22 protein-coding genes and 1 pseudogene are annotated in these 17,378 nt (G+C 60.2%); 3 read left to right on the top strand and 20 right to left on the bottom strand.

The window, feature by feature from the left end; genetic code table 11:
• Nucleotides 1–13: 13 nt before the first annotated feature.
• Together C8024_RS05440 and bfr are read left to right on the top strand one after the other, a co-directional pair.
• Nucleotides 14–184: a bacterioferritin-associated ferredoxin gene (locus C8024_RS05440; RefSeq protein WP_082788199.1), complete on the top strand. Its 171-nt coding sequence runs from the start codon at nucleotides 14–16 to the stop codon at nucleotides 182–184.
• Nucleotides 185–306: 122 nt separating this feature from the next.
• Nucleotides 307–783 carry a bacterioferritin gene (bfr, locus tag C8024_RS05435; protein ID WP_067197774.1) on the top strand — a complete coding sequence of 159 codons (477 nt, stop codon included), beginning with the start codon at nucleotides 307–309 and terminating at the stop codon, nucleotides 781–783.
• Nucleotides 784–799: 16 nt separating this feature from the next.
• Here bfr and C8024_RS05430 read toward each other — a convergent pair whose 3' ends face one another.
• The 5 genes from C8024_RS05430 to panB form a co-directional block, all read right to left on the bottom strand.
• Nucleotides 800–1,213, bottom strand: coding sequence for an Hpt domain-containing protein (locus C8024_RS05430; RefSeq protein ID WP_100092721.1), 414 nt, complete (start codon nucleotides 1,211–1,213; stop codon nucleotides 800–802).
• 45 nt (nucleotides 1,214–1,258) lie between these two features.
• A complete protein-coding gene (gene der, locus C8024_RS05425; RefSeq protein WP_173203348.1) occupies nucleotides 1,259–2,722 on the bottom strand; it encodes a ribosome biogenesis GTPase Der in 1,464 nt (487 codons plus the stop codon).
• 31 nt (nucleotides 2,723–2,753) lie between these two features.
• Nucleotides 2,754–4,088 (bottom strand): PQQ-binding-like beta-propeller repeat protein, encoded by a 1,335-nt coding sequence (locus tag C8024_RS05420; RefSeq protein ID WP_173203346.1) that lies wholly within the window; start codon nucleotides 4,086–4,088, stop codon nucleotides 2,754–2,756.
• Nucleotides 4,089–4,110: 22 nt separating this feature from the next.
• On the bottom strand, nucleotides 4,111–4,854 hold the full coding sequence (locus C8024_RS05415; RefSeq protein ID WP_173203344.1) for a tetratricopeptide repeat protein: 744 nt from the start codon (nucleotides 4,852–4,854) through the stop codon (nucleotides 4,111–4,113).
• Between the two features lie 102 nt (nucleotides 4,855–4,956).
• On the bottom strand, nucleotides 4,957–5,883 hold the full coding sequence (gene panB / locus C8024_RS05410) for a 3-methyl-2-oxobutanoate hydroxymethyltransferase (RefSeq protein WP_173203342.1): 927 nt from the start codon (nucleotides 5,881–5,883) through the stop codon (nucleotides 4,957–4,959).
• Nucleotides 5,884–6,023: 140 nt separating this feature from the next.
• On the opposite strand from panB, the gene C8024_RS05405 reads away from it, so the two are divergent.
• On the top strand, nucleotides 6,024–7,187 hold the full coding sequence (locus C8024_RS05405; protein WP_173203340.1) for a TCR/Tet family MFS transporter: 1,164 nt from the start codon (nucleotides 6,024–6,026) through the stop codon (nucleotides 7,185–7,187).
• A 43-nt stretch (nucleotides 7,188–7,230) separates the two neighbouring features.
• Here the strand turns inward: C8024_RS05405 and C8024_RS05400 are convergent.
• The 15 genes and pseudogenes from C8024_RS05400 to C8024_RS05345 all read right to left on the bottom strand — a co-directional run bounded on the left by C8024_RS05400 (nucleotide 7,231) and on the right by C8024_RS05345 (nucleotide 17,168).
• Nucleotides 7,231–8,231, bottom strand: a pseudogene (locus C8024_RS05400) (glycerophosphodiester phosphodiesterase).
• An 89-nt stretch (nucleotides 8,232–8,320) separates the two neighbouring features.
• Nucleotides 8,321–8,602: a DUF427 domain-containing protein gene (locus C8024_RS05395; protein ID WP_173203338.1), complete on the bottom strand. Its 282-nt coding sequence runs from the start codon at nucleotides 8,600–8,602 to the stop codon at nucleotides 8,321–8,323.
• Nucleotides 8,572–9,108 carry a metal-dependent hydrolase gene (locus C8024_RS05390; RefSeq protein WP_217272008.1) on the bottom strand — a complete coding sequence of 179 codons (537 nt, stop codon included), beginning with the start codon at nucleotides 9,106–9,108 and terminating at the stop codon, nucleotides 8,572–8,574. Before C8024_RS05390 ends, C8024_RS05395 begins: the two co-directional genes overlap by 31 nt.
• Before the next feature lie 11 nt (nucleotides 9,109–9,119).
• Nucleotides 9,120–9,488 carry an ArsC family reductase gene (locus tag C8024_RS05385; RefSeq protein WP_100092730.1) on the bottom strand — a complete coding sequence of 123 codons (369 nt, stop codon included), beginning with the start codon at nucleotides 9,486–9,488 and terminating at the stop codon, nucleotides 9,120–9,122.
• Nucleotides 9,382–9,825, bottom strand: a complete 444-nt coding sequence (nth, locus tag C8024_RS20995; RefSeq protein ID WP_367947176.1) for an endonuclease III — start codon at nucleotides 9,823–9,825, stop codon at nucleotides 9,382–9,384. The genes C8024_RS05385 and nth (C8024_RS20995) overlap by 107 nt, the downstream gene beginning before the upstream one ends.
• 55 nt (nucleotides 9,826–9,880) lie before the next feature.
• Complete coding sequence (locus C8024_RS20990) at nucleotides 9,881–10,147, bottom strand: hypothetical protein (protein WP_254305599.1); 267 nt, start codon at nucleotides 10,145–10,147, stop codon at nucleotides 9,881–9,883.
• On the bottom strand, nucleotides 10,144–10,605 hold the full coding sequence (gene nth, locus C8024_RS05375) for an endonuclease III (protein ID WP_254305598.1): 462 nt from the start codon (nucleotides 10,603–10,605) through the stop codon (nucleotides 10,144–10,146). Before nth (C8024_RS05375) ends, C8024_RS20990 begins: the two co-directional genes overlap by 4 nt.
• 50 nt (nucleotides 10,606–10,655) lie before the next feature.
• Nucleotides 10,656–10,844, bottom strand: coding sequence for a hypothetical protein (locus C8024_RS20985; RefSeq protein ID WP_254305597.1), 189 nt, complete (start codon nucleotides 10,842–10,844; stop codon nucleotides 10,656–10,658).
• A gap of 69 nt (nucleotides 10,845–10,913) precedes the next feature.
• Nucleotides 10,914–11,321 (bottom strand): GNAT family acetyltransferase, encoded by a 408-nt coding sequence (locus tag C8024_RS05370; RefSeq protein WP_173203334.1) that lies wholly within the window; start codon nucleotides 11,319–11,321, stop codon nucleotides 10,914–10,916.
• Between the two features lie 3 nt (nucleotides 11,322–11,324).
• Nucleotides 11,325–12,332: an NAD(P)-dependent alcohol dehydrogenase gene (locus C8024_RS05365; RefSeq protein ID WP_173203332.1), complete on the bottom strand. Its 1,008-nt coding sequence runs from the start codon at nucleotides 12,330–12,332 to the stop codon at nucleotides 11,325–11,327.
• A 191-nt stretch (nucleotides 12,333–12,523) separates the two neighbouring features.
• A complete protein-coding gene (locus C8024_RS05360) occupies nucleotides 12,524–12,811 on the bottom strand; it encodes a GIY-YIG nuclease family protein (RefSeq protein ID WP_173203330.1) in 288 nt (95 codons plus the stop codon).
• A 218-nt stretch (nucleotides 12,812–13,029) separates the two neighbouring features.
• Nucleotides 13,030–14,601: a glutamine-hydrolyzing GMP synthase gene (guaA, locus tag C8024_RS05355; protein WP_173203328.1), complete on the bottom strand. Its 1,572-nt coding sequence runs from the start codon at nucleotides 14,599–14,601 to the stop codon at nucleotides 13,030–13,032.
• Between the two features lie 75 nt (nucleotides 14,602–14,676).
• Nucleotides 14,677–15,375: a ZIP family metal transporter gene (locus C8024_RS05350; protein ID WP_254305596.1), complete on the bottom strand. Its 699-nt coding sequence runs from the start codon at nucleotides 15,373–15,375 to the stop codon at nucleotides 14,677–14,679.
• A 231-nt stretch (nucleotides 15,376–15,606) separates the two neighbouring features.
• Nucleotides 15,607–15,972 carry a hypothetical protein gene (locus C8024_RS22975; protein ID WP_367947170.1) on the bottom strand — a complete coding sequence of 122 codons (366 nt, stop codon included), beginning with the start codon at nucleotides 15,970–15,972 and terminating at the stop codon, nucleotides 15,607–15,609.
• The gene (locus C8024_RS05345; RefSeq protein WP_367947169.1) at nucleotides 15,927–17,168 is read right to left on the bottom strand and encodes a class I adenylate-forming enzyme family protein; all 1,242 of its coding nucleotides are present in this window, start codon (nucleotides 17,166–17,168) and stop codon (nucleotides 15,927–15,929) included. Before C8024_RS05345 ends, C8024_RS22975 begins: the two co-directional genes overlap by 46 nt.
• Nucleotides 17,169–17,378: the final 210 nt, after the last annotated feature.

The following is a 17,378-nucleotide window of genomic DNA, read 5'->3' as shown; positions in this document are numbered from 1 at the left end:
GAGAGGAACCGAGATGGTTGTTTGCGTTTGCAATGCGATTAAGGAAAAAGACCTGAGAGCCGCCGTTCGCAGCGGTGCGGATCGCCCGTCCCAGGTCTATGCCCAGCTCGGTCGCAAACCGAAATGCGGACAATGTCTCGCTTTCGCCCAGACGATTATAAAATCACAACTTGCAACCGCTTAGCATTCTCGTTAGCAAATCATTGAAATAATTGCTTTTTCTGTAAATGCTGCTCTTTCGCTTCGGCGAAGGATGCTGTATAGACTTTCCCAACAGATCCACTGTCAGTCGGGAAGGACACTGCCATGAAGGGCGATACAAAAGTCATCGAGTTTCTCAACGAAGCTCTGAAAAACGAACTCACCGCAATCAACCAATATTGGCTGCATTATCGCATGCTCGACAATTGGGGCGTGACGAAACTGGCCGAATTCGAACGGCACGAATCCATCGACGAGATGAAACATGCCGACAAGCTGGCTGAGCGGATTTTCTTCCTCGACGGCCTGCCCAATTTCCAGCTTCTGGGCCGTCTGAAGATCGGCGAAACGGTCGAGGAAATCCTCAAGGCCGATCTGGAACTGGAATATGAGGCGCTGCCGATGCTCAAGGACGCTATCGAACATTGCGAAAGCGTGCGAGACTATGTCAGCCGCGACCTGTTCGCCGAAATTCTCGAAAGCGAGGAAGATCACGTCGATTCCCTCGAACAGCAGTTCGACATGATCGAGCGGATGGGAATCGAGAATTACATCCAGCTGCAGTCGAAATCGGTCGAATAGGCTGCGGGAGGGCGTTTCAGCCGAACCGGCGGCCAAAGCCGGTCGGCTGGCGTTGCTGGACCACCGGGCTCGCGCCCTTTTCCAGGATCGCCAGCGTGTCCTCGAACATCGGTCGTAGCGCCACCACCAGTTCGATAAGCTCGTCGGGCGTCTCGTGATGCTCGACGCAGGCGCGGGCGGTCATCTCGATTGTTTCCGCGTTGATGCTCAGTTGCAGGCCACCGAGTTGCAGCGCCTCGCCTTTCAGCTTGTGCGCGGCAAGCACCATCGCGGCAGGATCATGGGCGCGCATGGCCTCTTCGATCTTGTCGACAGACTGGATTCCGTCTTCGCGGAAATAACCCAAAATGCGGACAAAATTCGCCCCCAGAGCCGAACGCGTTTCGGCCCAGACCTTCCAGTCAATCAAGTCGCTTTCCACTGGTCCCACCGAACGCTCCCGGAAAATAGCGAAAATACGCTAATCTTCCTGAACCTACCGCAAAACCTGTAAAAACTTAGTTACCGGAGGCCGTATTTCGCCCCGCAATTCCGCAAGCTGCGGAGATATCATTCTTTTCATGATAGGGGTTTTCGGCGCGCGGATGATCAGCCGCACCGGAACACCGCCAAAACCCAGTTCGCGGCGGATGCCGTTGATCAGATAGCGGCGGTAGCTTTCGGGCAGATCATCGACACGCGTCCCGAAAATCACGAAAGAAGGCGGCCGCGTCTTGGCCTGGGTGATATAGCGCAGCTTGATCCGCTTGCCACCGGGCGCCGGGGGCGGATTGTCGGTAATCGCGTCTTCGAACCAGCGGTTTAGTTTGCCGGTGGACACCCGCTGCGACCAGACACGGCGAACCTCGAAGGCAGCCTTCATCAACTGGTCGATACCCTTGCCGGTAAAGGCGGACACGGCGATCAGCGGGACATCGCGCACCTGCGCCAGCCCGTCGTTGAGCGCCGCACGGATGCCGTTGAACAATTTGCTCGGCCCCTCGGCGACATCCCATTTGTTGATCCCGATCACAAGGCAGCGGCCCTCCTGGATCACATGGTCGGCGATCCGCAGATCCTGCGCCTCGAGCCCCTTGGTCGCGTCGAGCAAAAGCACCACCACTTCGGCAAAGTCCACCGCGTGGCGCGCGTCGGCCACGGCCAGCTTTTCCAGCTTGTCGTTGACCTTGGCGCGCTTGCGCATGCCGGCGGTATCGATCAGCCGCACCTGTCGCTCGGGCTCTATGCCGTCGAGCTTCTCTTCCTCGGTCAGCGCGTCGTCGTGCCAGACCCAGTCAACCGTAATACTGTCGCGCGTGATTCCGGCTTCCGGACCGGTAATCATCCGGTCCTCATCCAGCATCTTATTGATCAACGTCGATTTGCCCGCATTAGGACGACCGACAATCGCCAGCTTCAGCGGGGCCGATTCGTCGGTGGGTTCGTCACGGGCAGCAGCCTTGAAATTCTCGACATAGGGCTGGAGCGCCTGGAACAGGTCAGCCATGCCGTCGCCATGTTCAGCGCTGAACGGGATCGGATCACCGAAACCGAGCGAATAGCTTTCTAATATCCCGGATTCCGCCGCCTTGCCCTCCGCCTTGTTGACGAGCAGGACGACCGGCGTTTTCGCGCTTCTGAGCCAGCGCGCGATTTCCTCGTCGAGGGGAGTCAGGCCGGCGCGGCCATCGATTACGAAGATCGCAAGCTCGGCTCCGGTGACCGCCATCTCGGTCTGCTTGCGCATCCGTCCGGGCAGGCTCTTGGCATCCTCGTCCTCATAGCCGGCGGTATCGACGACATTGAATTCGAGACCCAGCAGATTGGCCGCGCCTTCACGACGGTCACGGGTTACCCCGGGCATGTCGTCGACGAGCGCGAGCTTCTTGCCAACCAGACGGTTGAACAGGGTGGATTTGCCGACATTCGGTCGGCCTATGATTGCAATATTGGGCAGCATAAAGCCGGTCCCTGTCCTTTGCTTCTGAATCTCAGCGGAACGCGGAAATCCGGCCGCTGTCGTCGAGAATATATAGCATGCCACCCGCAACAACCGGCGGCAGCGAAACGCCGTCATCCAGTTCGAACAGCGTCTGGCTCGATCCCTCACCAGGCGAGATCGAAACAACATCGCCTTCGGTGCTGGCCACGATCAGACGATTTCCGGCCAGTACCGGGCCCGTCCAGTTGATCGGGTTTTTCTTCTTCTTCTCGTTCTTGAAGGCAGCGAGCTGGCTGATCCAGCGCACCTTGCCATTCGGCCGCGCGATGCACAGCAGTTTCGCGTCATCGGTCAGCACGAAAACCCATTCACCGGCCACCACCGGGGTGGTGATCCCGGCAATGTTCAATTCCCAGATCCGCTGGCCCGAAACCAGTTCATAGGCCGCCATACGGCCGCCCTGCCCCAGCGCGAAGACCCGGCCGCGGTCGATGACCGGATCGGCATCGATATCGGAAAGGGTCGCCACGGAGGTCGAGATGCTCGTGCGTGCGAGCGCATCATTCCAGAGATTGCGGCCATTTTCGTAGCGATAGGCAGTCAATTCCCCCGAGGAATAGCCGGCGACAACCGTACCCTGCCCCGCAGCAGGTGCCGCTACGCCGAAAATGCCGGCCAGTCCGACTGTGCCCGCTTCATTCCACTGCACCGAGCCGTCAACCATGCTCAGCGCATATATCTGGTTGTCTTGCGTCATCACATAGACATTACCGTTGGAAATCGTTGGCGACCCGCGCAGCGGACCAGCCGGACGCACTTTCCATATCTGGCTGCCGTCCGCCGCGTTGAGCGCGACAACATCGCCAACGCCATTGGTCGCATAGACAACCTCGCCCAATATGCTCGCTCCACCGCCGAAGCGCGAAGAGGCACCGTCGCCCTTGACCTCAATCTGCGAGGACCAGATTTTCGCGCCGGTTGTCGCATCAAAGGCATGAACCATCGCCTCGGTATCGGTCACGAAGAGCCGACCGCCCGATATTACCGGTGCAGCGGCCAGCCGTTCGCGCTTGTTGGTACCGCTGATGCTGGCGGTCCAGACCCGGTCGAGACTGCCGGGCAATGCCACATGGCCGATCGACTTGCTCGCGTTTCCGCCCGACTGCGCCCATTCGCTATTGGCGACAGGTGCCGGCAGGATTACGGCAATCGAGGCCAGTCCGGCATCGACTTCCGCGCCGCTTTCACCGCTCAATATCGGCGTGCGCTTGCCGAGCGTCGGCGTGTTCTTCTTGTCATCGCCGTCGCCGCCGCCCAGAATGCCGCAACCGGACAATAAGGAAACAGCCAGCAGGCTGGCGATAAGTGTCTTGCCGGAAATCATTCCTTGGATTCTCCCTCAGTCGCTACCCCGATCGGCGGCGCAACTTTTTATCATCGCTGTCCAGTTCGACCGCATCAATGCCTTGAACCCCGGCCATCTGCAAGGCGCGCGACCGGATGGTTGCCGGGACGCCCTCGTCTTTCGCCAGCTGGGCGAACAGAGGGCCCGCCAGATCGGACTTGTTCATATTGAGATAGGATATTGCGACCATTTCGCCGGCGCTGCCGAACCAGGGGTTGCCCGGCACCGCAAGCGGCTTCAGCCGGTCGATCACCTGCTGCGGCTTGAGCGTATCGAATTCTGCGGTGGTCTGGCGAATCAACGCGAGATCGCGAAACGGCTTTGGCAGGCTGTCGTCGGATGCGACCTTGGCATAGCCGGCGATCGCTGTTTTCGGATCATCTTTCTCCAGCGCGATGCTTGCCCGGAGGATTTGCGCGGCGGCGCGGTAGCCGCTCTGTTCGGCCTCCATCAACGGCTCGAGCGCAGTTGCGGCCCCATCCAGATTATTCTGGCGGATGCTGTCGATGGCCGCGACATATTCCTCGCTGCGGAGACCGGAATCTTCATTCTGGCTGTTCTGCCAGAATATCCAGCCGGCCAGCGAGCCCAGACCAATGACGATGGCGGCGAAAATCCAGATCCCGTAGCGCGTGACGATGGTTTTCAGCTGGTCCTCGCGCACCGCCTCATCCACTTCGCGCAGAAATACCTGTTCTTGCTGGTCCGGCTTCTCTTCCGGTGCTTTATCTTTGTCTTTGGCCAAGCTGGCTTCCTCAAATCTGTTTCGCGTGCCCGGTTCGCCGGTCAGACGAAGGCAATATGCAATCGGCTGTCCTTTAGCGTCCGCAATAGCAAATGTAAAAGTCTATTGACCATTTCCACAGGCTGAACGGAGGATCGGCGGAATAAGAGAAATATCGCTATTTTTCGGCTGATAGAGCTGGTCCGGCCCCGGGAAGCTGCGCTCCCTGACCTCACCGGCATATTGCTGCGCGGCCTGGTCAATTTGTTCGGCAATATTGTGATAGCGTTTCACGAAGCGCGCGGTGCGGTCGAACATGCCAAGCATATCCTCGGTCACCAGCACCTGGCCATCGCATTGCGCCGACGCGCCGATGCCGATGGTAATCGCTTTGACCGCCTTGGTCGCCTCAATCGCGATCGGCTCCAGCACGCCTTCCAGCACGATCGCGAAGGCGCCGGCCTGGTCCAGCGCCACTGCATCGCCGACGATCTTCTTCGCCTCGGCATCGCTGCGCCCGCGCGCGGCATAGCCGCCGAGCACATTGATCGCCTGTGGCGTCAGGCCAACATGGCCGACCACCGGAATACCGCGCTGGACCAGAAAAGCGACGGTCTCGGCCATCACTTCACCGCCCTCGAGCTTGACCGCCGCTGCCCCGGTTTCCTTCAGGATATGGGCAGCACTTTCATAGGCTTTCTCCGGCGACGCTTCATAAGAACCGAAGGGCATGTCGACGACGACCACGCTGTGATAGCTGCCCCGGACGACGGCTGCGCCATGGTTGCACATCATCTCCAGCGTGACCGGAATCGTCGAATCGAGCCCGTAAATCACCTGCGCCAGCGAATCGCCGACCAGCAGCATATCGCAATGCGCGTCGAGCAATTGCGCCGTCCGCGCGGTATAGGCGGTCAGCATCACCACCGGTTCCGCCGTCACCCCGTCGACCTTGCGGCCCTGGATTTTCGGAACAGACAGGCGCCGCATCGGCTGTGGCCGGGGATTGGCGCGGCTGGTGGATGTATCGAGTTTGAAGGTTGTGGACATGGAGGATGTTTAGCCTCCCTTGCCGGATAAGGCCAGTATCCTGTTGCCGCGATTGTCCATTGCCATGCAAATATTATTGCGGCACACTTCCCATGTCTCGCGACTCACCAAAATCTGATCTCCATCCATTGGAAATAGTCATGCCTGTGGCCCGCAAGCCAGAGTCCATTTTGCTGTTCGTCGCCTTCATCGTGTTCATCGACATGATGGGCATCGGCCTGATCCTGCCCGTCATGCCTGCGCTGATCGAGGGGATCACCGGCACGACAATCGATCGCGCCGCGGAAATCGGCGGCTGGCTGCTATTCGCCTATGCAATGATGCAATTTCTGTTCGCCCCGGTCATTGGCGGCCTGAGCGACCGGTTCGGGCGCCGACCGGTATTGCTGGTCACGCTGTTCCTGCTCGGGCTCGACTATGCGATCATGGCCTGGGCGCCGACATTGATCTGGCTGTTCATCGGCCGGATAGTGTCCGGGATCATGGGCGCAAGCTGGGCCGCTGCCAATAGCTGCGTTGCGGATGTTACCTCGCCAGCCGAGCGCGGCAAATATTTCGGCATATTGGGCGGTGCCGGCGCGATGGGCTTTGTCCTTGGTCCCGGCATCGGCGGTGTGCTGGGCGAATATGGAGAAAGACTGCCGTTTATTGCCGCATCAATCCTTGCCCTCCTCGGGACGGGCGTCGGCATTGTTATACTGCAAGAAACGCTACCAAAGCAAAAGCGCCGTCCATTTTCTATCGCCCGCGCCAATCCGATGGGAAGCATCCTCCAGATGAGCAGAACGCCTCTCGTCCTGGGCTTTCTGTCGACCATATTTGTGCTCCAGTTGGCGGCGCAGGCGCAGATCGCGATCTGGGCCTATTGGCTGATCGAACGGTTTGACTGGAGCATCTTGAAGATCGGGCTGAGCGTCGCCCTGTTCGGAATATTGCTGGCGCTGGTCCAGGGCATATTGACCGGGCCACTGATCCGAAAGCTGGGCGAACGACGCGCCGGCCAGTTCGGCTTGCTGTTCGGGATACCCGCCTATCTGATCTTCGCCTTCGCACCCAATGACTGGTTCGTGTTCCTCGGAATCATCGTCGGCGCGGCCAGCGGGTTCGCCTTCCCGGCGATGCAGCAGATGATGAGCAGCCGGATCAGCGAGGATGCCCAGGGCGAATTGCAGGGATCAATTGCCAGCACGATCAGCCTGACCTCGATCATCGGGCCGGTGATGATGACCGGAGTCTTCGGGGCCTATGCCGACAAGGACGGATTTTATTTTCCCGGCGCGCCTTTCATTCTGGGCGCCGCCTGATGGTCGTCTCAATATTGATTTACGCCGTCACCACCCGTCGTCACTATTCGGCCGCGGATACCGCCTGAGCCGGATTATCGCTGAACAGCCCGTCAACACCCGCAGCGACATAGGCGCGGATTTCGCCTGCCAGATCACCCGGCTCGCGCGGATCGACGCCGCTCTTGAAATCGGTCGGCAGAAAGTAGTTTTCGCGGCGGAAGGTCCACGGATGGACCACGAGGCCGGCCTTGTGTGCGGCCTCGACCAGCCCGGTCGGTTCGCCCAGCTGGCCGATGGCGTTGCGGCCAATCACCATATCTTTGGACGGTCCGATTCCGTCCGCATAGGTGGCGATAGCTGCAAGCCCGCAACCGTCACCATTGATGCATAGGTCCGCCCGGCGATGTCCGGCGGGCCGCCTTCGCTGGCCACCAGCTGCACAAGCCGGACATCCGTTGTCATCGCCAATGCCTGCAGATTGCCGACCTCGAACGACTGGATGAAGACCGGATCATCCTTTTCATCATAGCCATATTGTTTCAGCAATTTCAGCAAAGGCTCGTCATGGCCCAGTCCCAGAGCCTTGAAATAGCCGGGATGTTTGGTTTCCGGATAGACACCAATCCGTTTGCCGGTTTCTGTGGCATGCGCCTCGAGCAACTGCAGGACCTCTTCAAAGGTCGGTATTCCGAACCGGTCATCATATTGCGCGTTCGCGGCCCGCAATTCGGGGAGCCGTTCCCTCGCCCGCAATGTCTTCAACTCGGCAAGCGTAAAATCTTCAGTAAACCAGCCGGAATATTCCTGACCGTCGATAAGCTTGGTCGCCTTGCGATCGGCAAATTCCGGACGAACGGCGACATCGGTCGTCCCGCTGATCTCATTCTCGTGACGGGCCACCAGCACGCCGTCCTTGGTCAGCACCAGGTCGGGTTCGATAAAATCGGCACCCTGTTCGATCGCCAGCCGATAGGCCGCCAGCGTATGTTCCGGCCGCTCGCCGCTGGCGCCGCGATGGGCGATGATGATCGGTGCTTCTCCGGTCAAGGTCGCTGCCTTCATATCTGTATCTCCTGCCTGCTCCGCTCCTGCCCCGCATCCGGCCAGCGCCAGCGCGAATCCAATCACCAAAGCAAAGCGGAAGCTCATCATCAGCCGACCTCGACGCCGTTCCAGAAGGCGATCCGGCCCTCGATTTCGGCGGCGGCTTTCTTGGGTGCGGGATAGAACCAGGCCGCATCCTCGTTGATCTCGCCGTCGACGATCAGGCTGTGATAGGATGCATCGCCCTTCCAGGGACAATGACTGGTCGTATCGCTGTGCATCAGATATTTCGACCAGACCGAATCGCGGGGGAAATAATGGTTGCCCTCGACCATCACTATATCGTCGCTCTCGGCAATCACCGCGCCGTTCCATTTTGCCTGAACCATTTGCTTGTCCTTTTCTTGATACCGAAACCTGCGGCAACCAGTGTCAGCGGTATCCAAATCCATATAGCTTCGGAATATAACACTTTGATGCCACGGCTACTGATAAAATCAGAAATCCCGATCGGCGATACGGCAATCGGGGTATAGGGGGCGAAATGGCGCATGGAGTCGAAGGGCCAGAACAGAGCCACGCCCGGCCCGCCATTGGTGAGCATATCCAGCAGTCCGTGCGAGGCCATCGAAACGAACAGGAAAGCCGCCGCCAGACCAAATCGCTCGGGCCGCAGCAAGGCGGTTGCGAACAGGGCCGCAACGGCGGCAAAAAGCAGGCTATGGGTTGCGCCCCGGTGCCCCCAGCTGTCCGCATATTCGATGCCCAGCCGAAAACCGACCACGTCAGCATCCGGCAGCATCGCGAATAGCAATCCGGTGGCAATCACCGGCAAAGACAGCCTGCTCCGTCCCAATATCACAGCGCCCACGAGGGGCACAGCGGCATGGGACATGATCGTCGGCATCAGCTGTTGCGCGCAGTCAGCCCCGCCGCTTCATAATCCGCTGCCTTGAAACCGACGACCAGTTCGTCGCCATGTTCCAGCACCGGGCGTTTGATCATGCTGGGATTCTCCGCCATCACCATGACCGCAGTATCGTCACCGATATTTTCCTTCACCATGTCCGGCAGCTTGCGAAAGGTCGTGCCGCGCTTGTTGACCAGCGCTTCCCAACCGACCTGCATCACCCACATTTCCAGCTTTTCCTTGCTGATCCCCGACTTTTTATAGTCGTGGAAGACATAGTTGATGCCGTTTTTCTCCATCCAGTTGCGCGCCTTCTTGATCGTGTCGCAATTGGAAATGCCGTACATTTTGGTTTCGTTGCTCATGGGCCTGGTCCTGTTTTTGCTGCACTTTGAGCCAGAGACATAGGTCAGCAACCGGACAAAGGTCACATTTCGGGCTCCGGGCGGTGCAAATTCGCTTCCCGAATTGAATTAGCCAGAAATGCCCGTCGCGCAAGGCCCAATCGGGACTACGCTCTTCCAGTTGCTGGGCGGTCTTGTCGGCCGACTTCGCATCGGTCAGGCCAATCCGGTTGCAGACGCGGTGCACATGGGTGTCGACAGCGATCACATCGGCGCCGAAAGTGAAGCTCATGACAATATCCGCGCATTTGCGGCCAATGCCGGGCATCGACAACAAGCCTTCGCGGGTATTCGGCACGACACCGCCATGTTCGGCCAGCAAATGCTCGCAGAATCTCCGGATATTGCGCGTTTCATATTATAAAGCCCGCAGGTTTGATCGCTGCGGCAATATCGCGGTCGTCCAGCTCCAGCATGTCTTCCGGCGTTTGCGCGAGCGCGAACAAGGCGCGCGCGGCCCTGGCCGTATTGCGGTCGAGCGACTGGGCCGAGAGCATGCAGGATATGCAGGAGCGGAAGGCGTCGGGCTGGCCCTTCGGGCCCTTGGCGTCCTTCGTCCGTCCCGGCATGGCTTCGGAGAGACGGCGATAGACGGTCTCGACCTGCTGATCGCTTATCATAAGGTCCGTCCCGTTTCGCAGTCTGCGCGCACCGGACAGGACGGACAATCCGGTCGTTTCGGTCGGCAAATGGTCTGGGCAAGGCGCTTCCCGAGCAGATGATGCTCGTCAAGATCGGCGGCGGACCATTCGGGCGGCAAGATAGGCATCAGCTCATCATAAGCGCGGGTCGTATCCGCTTTGGGCGGCACCAGACCCATGCGCTGCACCACCCGCCGGTGGCCGGTATCGAGCACCAGCGCCTTGCGATCAAACTGGCTGGTATTCATGATGCCGGCGCTGATCTTCCGCGCAATCCCGGGCAAGGTCTCCAGCCAGGCCATGGCATCCGCTGTCTCCATGGTCGCAAGATGATCCAGACTGGCCTTGCCACGCTGCGCGATAATGTCCTGCAGACAGGCCTTGAGCCGCTCCGCCGCCATTGCCGGGAAAGTCGCCGTTTGCAGATGGGCTTTCAATTCCTCGAGAGGCGCCGCTGCGACCCGTTCCCACGATCCATATTCGGCGATCAGCGGTCCGCATTGGCATTGGACACAGCGGTTTTCGCGCGCGCGCCGATGACGCCCTGCACCAGCGTCCACATGGGATCACGGCGCTTGTCATCGGGCCGGATCACCCGGCCGAACTGCGCGACCAGCCTGCTGTGCATCCGGCGCAATATTTCGGTGCGGTGATCGGGGCCCAGGTCTAGTTGCATCACCGAGATATGGGCGGACGATAGTCTAGTAGCAAGACTCCGAGGCCGGCAACCGCCGCCCCTTGCCGATCAGTCCAGCCTGCGACCAATGGTCACAACCGGCTGCACATCATAGCCCAGCGCCTTGTAAAACCCGATCGCCGCTTCATTGTCGTCGCGTACCATCAATTGTATTTTCGGCGCATCGCGTTCGCGCAGCCAATGCTCCGCTGCTGCCATCATCGTTCGGCCAAGGCCTTGTTTCCGGCAATCCGGCTTGACCGCGAGATAATAGACCCAGCCGCGATGGCCGTCATCGCCGACCATGACCGTCGCAGCCAGTCGGCCTGCTTTTTCCAGCAACAGAATGTCGGACGAAACACCGCCAACCGCCCGCTCGAAATCGGCGCGCGCGTCATTCCACGGCCGCGTCAGGCCACAGGCCTGCCACAGCGCAACCACCGCATCGCAATCCTCGGGTGTGGCGAGCCGCGTCATGGATCAGATATCGACGATGATCTTGCCGAAATGCTGGCCCGATTCCTGATGACGGAAAGCATCGCCCAGATCGGCGAGCGGGAAGGACTTGTCGAGTATCGGCTTCAGGCCATTGGCCTCGATCGCTGCGATCATATCCTGCTGCTGCGCCCGGCTGCCCACGGTCAGGCCCTGCACGCGCAGGTTCTTCGCCATCAGCAGCGCTGTCTGCACGGGTCCGGCAAAACCGGTCAGCACGCCGATTAGCGCGACATGGCCGCCAATGCGCGTCGCCATCATCGACTGGTCGAGCGTGCCCGGCCCGCCGATTTCGACAACGCAATCAACGCCCTTGCCACCGGTGAGTTCGAGCACCTTCGGCCCCCAGGCCTCGACTTCCTTGTAATTGATCAGATGGTCAGCACCGAGTTCCTTCAGCCGCTTCAGCTTCTCGTTGGACGAAGAGGTCGCGATCACCGTCGCGCCGGCCGCCTTGGCAAATTGCAGCGCGAAGATCGAAACACCGCCGGTGCCCTGCACCAATACCGTATCTCCCGGCTTCACGCAGCCGTCGACAAACAGAGCGCGCCACGCGGTCAGGCCGGCGCAAGTCAAAGTCGCAGCCTCGGCGGCGCTATAACCCTCGGGTGCCTTGGTCCATGCCGTCGCCAGACTGACCGCCTGCTCGACCGCATAGCCGTCGATTCCGTCGCCGGGGACGCGCTTGAAACCGCCTTCGGGCGGCGCACCGTCGATCCATTCGGGGAAGAAGGTCGAAACCACCAGATCGCCCACCGCAAAATCGCTTACGCCCTCGCCCACGGCGGTGACCTCGCCCGCGCCATCGGACATCGGGATGCGGTTCTCGGCGGTCGGGATCATCCCCTTGACCACCGCATAATCATGAAAATTGAGGCTGGAAGCGCGCAACCGCACCGCGATTTCGCCGGGGCCGGGCGCTGCCGGATCAGGCAGATCGACCAGCTTGAGATTGTCGAGCGATGCGGGGGCATGCAGTTGGATGGCTTTCATGGCGGGTCTCTCCTGAATTTAATTGTTTGATTAAATTCAGGTCTAGTATGACGGTGACGGGGGGTCAACAACTGCCTGTGTCATAGCCGACTGATGCCGATTGGCGCCGGTCGACCAACCTTCCGTGGCAGCGAGACCGAAATACAAAACCCCGTTCGTGCTGAGCTTGTCGAAGTACGAATTCGCACAATCTATCCCCGCGACCGACACCGGGCCAGTTCGGATATCAAATCCCAGTCACCAGCAATCAACGCCCGCTTTTTCGCCCGCGACCAGCCCTTTATCTGGCGCTCCGCGGCAAGGGCTTCTTCGCGAGATCCGAATGTTTCGCACCACACCAGCTCGAGCGGCCGGCGGCTGTGGGTATATCCCCCGATCGTTCCCGACTGATGGGCCGCAATGCGGGCCTCAAGATTATCGCTGTGCCCGACATAAAAATGCCCGTCCGCGCATTTCAGCATATAGGTCCAGAATGCCATCGCCGCACGATAGCGCGCACCCGTCCTTCGACAAGCTCAGGACGAACGGAAGGAGATGATTGGCCTAAACTGTTAAGAAGCGAGCGCTCAAAAAGCCCCGTTCGTCCTGATCCTGTCGAAGGACCGAGGCACTGCCAAACTTTGGCGCTTGGCTCAGCGGCTCCTCACGTCGCCGAATAAATCGGACAAACAGCCCCCGGCTGTTTGCTCTTTCCGATTTATTCCCATTCAATAGTCCCCGGCGGCTTGCTGGTATAATCGTAAACCACCCGGTTGATCCCCTTCACCTCGTTGACGATCCGCGTTGATACGCGGGTCAGGAAGCTGGCGTCGAAGGGGTAGACGTCGGCGGTCATGCCGTCGGTGCTGGTCACGGCGCGCAGGCCGCAAACATTATCATACGTGCGGCTGTCACCCATCACGCCGACGGTCTTCACCGGGAGCAATACGGCGAAGGCCTGCCAGATCGCGTCATACAATCCGGCGTTGCGGATTTCCTCGAGATAGATCGCGTCGGCCTTGCGCAGGATATCGCAGCGTTCCTTGGTCACTTCGCCGGGAATGCGGATCGCGAGACCCGGGCCGGGGAAGGGATGGCGTCCGACGAACTGGTCATTCAGCCCAAGCTCGCGCCCGAGATCGCGGACCTCGTCCTTGAACAGTTCCCGCAACGGTTCGACCAGTTTCATGTTCATGCGTTCCGGCAAGCCACCGACATTATGGTGCGACTTGATCGTCACGCTCGGCCCGCCGGTGAACGAGACGCTCTCGATCACATCGGGATAAAGCGTGCCCTGGGCAAGGAAATCGGCGCCGCCAACCCGGGCGGCTTCCTCGTCGAACACTTCGATAAATTCGCCGCCGATAAATTTGCGCTTCTTTTCCGGGTCGGAGACACCGGCCAGGCCAGCCATGAACCGCGCCTCGGCATCGACCACCACCAGCGGTATATTATAATGGTCGCGGAACAGGGTCTCGACCTGCTCGCGCTCGTTCATCCGCAGCAAGCCATGGTCGACAAAGACACAGGTCAGCTGATCGCCGATCGCTTCGTGGATCAGGATCGCCGCCACCGAACTGTCGACGCCGCCGGACAGGCCGCAGATCACTTTCTTGTCGCCGACCTGCTCGCGGATTTCGGCGATCTTGGCATCCTTATATTCCGCCATCGTCCAGTCGCCGGCGCAGCCGCAGACATGGCGGACGAAATTGGCGATCATCTTGCCGCCGTCGGGCGTGTGGACAACCTCGGGGTGGAACTGGGTGCCATAATAGCGCCGCTCGTCATCGGCGATCAGGGCAAAAGGCGCGCCCTCGGTGGTCGCGACGATCCGGAAGCCGGGCGCGAATTCGGTGACCTTGTCGCCGTGGCTCATCCACACCTGATGCTTCTCGCCGACCTGCCACAGGCCGTCGAACAACACGCATTCTTCGCTGATTTCGATAAAGGCGCGGCCAAATTCGCCGCCAAAGTCGCCGCCCGAACCCGATTCCACCGTGCCGCCCAGCTGGTGGGTCATCACCTGCTGGCCGTAGCAGATGCCGAGGATCGGCAGGCCGCTTTCGAAAATCACATCCGGCGCACGCGGGCTGCCTTCGTCCGGCACCCCGGCGGGCGATCCGGAGAGGATGATTCCCTTGGGTTTCAGCCGGTGAAAGGCCTCTTCCGCCATATGGAACGGAGCAATCTCCGAATAGACTCCCGCCTCGCGCACCCGGCGGGCGATAAGCTGCGTGACCTGAGAGCCGAAATCGACGATCAGGATGGTTTCTTCATGAGCTATGGACATGGCTTAGCCGCTTAGTGGGCCACCCCATTCGAGTCTAGTGCCTTTGTCCCTTGCCGCCGCAAAATCCGGCCCGCCTCAGGCGGTGGCAAGCTCGCCGAGAAAGACCGCCAGGATCACACCGATTGCAGTCGCTACACCGGCCATATGATGGTCTTCCTTATAGGCCTTGGGAAACACCTCGGTGGCGAGCGAGGCAACCACCGCACCGGCGGCGAAACAGCGGGTCGCGGCCAGCATATGCGGGGAAACGCCTTCCAGCGCAAAATTGCCGACAATGGCTGCGCCAGACAGGATCAGCGCCGTCAGCGCCCAAAGCCCTAGCGTCTTGCCTTTGGACAGCCCGTTGCCGACCATCTGCTTGGCGCCGCCCGCGGCTTCGGGGAGGTTAGAGAGCAGAATGGATCCGGCCAGCGCCGCCACTTCAATCGGTGCCGCCCCGATCAGCGCCACCCCGAGCGCCAGATTTTCCGGCACACCGTCGAGGGTGATCGCGGCCAGCAAACCGCCGCCGCCTTCCGCGCCCCATTTTTCATCAATCCAGTAATCGACGCCAGAGAATACAGCCGCTCCGGCCGCGACCGAACCCAGCCCGACCCAGAGATTGCTTTGCTCGACCGCCGGCTGGATCATCTCGCTGACCAGAGAGACGATCAGCGCACCCCCAGCCAGGGCAATGACAAAGCCTTCGGTCTTGCTCGATATCTTCCCGTAAACGCCCCAGAGCGCGCCCGCGATCAGCGCCGCCGAAACCACCACCACGACAAGAAAGGTCATCAACATGTCGGGATAACGCCCCTCTTCAAACTAGGTTGCCCGAGCCCATAGTGCCAAGCAGTGCCCCTGCGCAGGCAGGGGCCCATCTCCAGAACTCCCGTCGCCAGAGACAGGTCGATCGTCGCGCTCCGGCCGCGGCATTGCGCGAACAAAACCATTCCGTCCAAACGCAACATCGGGAGATGGACCCCCGCCTGCGCGGGGGAACATCAGACAGGCCCGGGGTTCATCCTACCCCTCGGCCATATCCCGCAATTCCGTTTTCAATATCTTGCCAATATGGCTGCGCGGCAGTTCGTCGATCAGGCGCAATTCGGAGACCCGCTGGGTCTTGCCGAGATTCGCATTGGTAGCCGCCTTCAGCGCCTCCAGATCAAGCGTCACGCCAGCCTCCGCCACGACGAAGCCGACCGGCGTCTCGCCCCATTGCCGCGACGCCACGCCAACCACCGCCGCATCGGCGACACCCGGTTGCGCCATCAGCGCTTCTTCCAGATCGCGCGGATAGATATTGAACCCGCCGGAAATGATCATGTCCTTGGTCCGGCCCATCAGCGTGATGAAGCCGTCCTCGTCAACCTTGCCGATATCGCCCATCCGCTGCCAACGATCGCCATTCTCGTCATACCAGCTGGCTTCTTCGGTTTTTCCGGCTGGTTCTTGTAACCCGACATCATCGTCTGCGACCGGCCGACCAGTTCGCCCATTTCGCCCGCGGGCAGACGGTTGAGCTGCTCGTCGATCGTAATCACTTCGCTGCCGCCCCAGGCGATACCGACCGTGTGCAATTTGTCGGGATGTTCGTGGCACAGCAACAGACAGACCACACCGCCCTCGGTCATCGAGTAAATCTCGATCAGCCCGCCTGGCATCCGCTTCAGCACTTCCGCCTTCAGCTCCGCCGAGAAGGGCGCGCTGGTGCAATATTTATGGGTCAGGCTGCTCAGGTCAAAATCGTCAAAGCCTTCATAATCCATCAGCCGCTGATATTGGACCGGTACCAGCATTGTGTGGCTGGCGCGGTGCTCCTGCGCCAGTTCCAGCCAGCGCTGGCAATCGAATTTGCCCATCATCACCAGCGTGCCGCCATAAGCAATGGTCGGCGTGAACAGCGCTAGCGTCGTGTTCGAATAGAGCGGCGTCGACAGCAATGTGACCTGTCCGGGCTTGCCATATCCGGTCGCCTCTCCGACAGCGGCATGATACCAGCGCATCTGGCGGCTGTGGACAATACCCTTGGGCGTGCCGGTGGTGCCGCTGGAATAGATGATATTATAAGGGTCTTTGGGACCGACGCCCAGATCGGCCGGCGTCGCGCCTTCATCGGCCATCCAGTCCAGGATCACCGGCGCGTCGTCCACCGCCTGATCGAGCATGACATGTTTGAGCGCAGGCAATTTTTCGCCGCTCTCCAACAGCTCGGAGCTCTTCACGCGGTCTATAAACAGATGCATCGCACCGCTGTCCCGCATCATGTTCGCCAGCTGCGTCGGCGTCGCCGAAGTGGTCAAAGGCGCTGCACAACCACCCGCAACAATCGCGCCGAGATAGGCCAGCGCATAGCGCACCGTGGTGGTCCCGAGAATCGCAACCGCCTGCCCCTTCTGCAGACCATCCGCCTGCAGCTGCGCCGCAATCCGGTTGACCTGCGCCGCGGTCTCGGCCCAGCTCAGCTTTTCCACGCTGTCATCCAGCGCAATCCGGTCGGGCTGGTTGACGGCATGGGCGTTGATCAGATCAGCGAGCTGGCCGAACGGCTGCTCGAGATAGCGGGCGGGGTCTATATGTTTCATCAAGCGATTAATTCCGCATATCGGCTTGAGATGCAATGGCTTTCCGCGCGGCTTGTTCTTTTGAACAGGTAGGGAAGATTTTCACGCGAAGACGCGAAGGCGCTAAGGGTGATAGTTATTGACGATGCGGCGGCGATCCAACGTTAATGTTGGCGCACCGGAAATCAGCTGCGTGGCCAGATCACCGTCATTGCGAGGAGCGCAGCGACG

This window comes from Sphingopyxis sp. BSNA05, assembly GCF_013265645.1.
In the GTDB taxonomy this organism is placed as follows: Bacteria; Pseudomonadota; Alphaproteobacteria; order Sphingomonadales; family Sphingomonadaceae; genus Parasphingorhabdus.
This window is presented reverse-complemented; position numbering and strand designations above follow the sequence as displayed.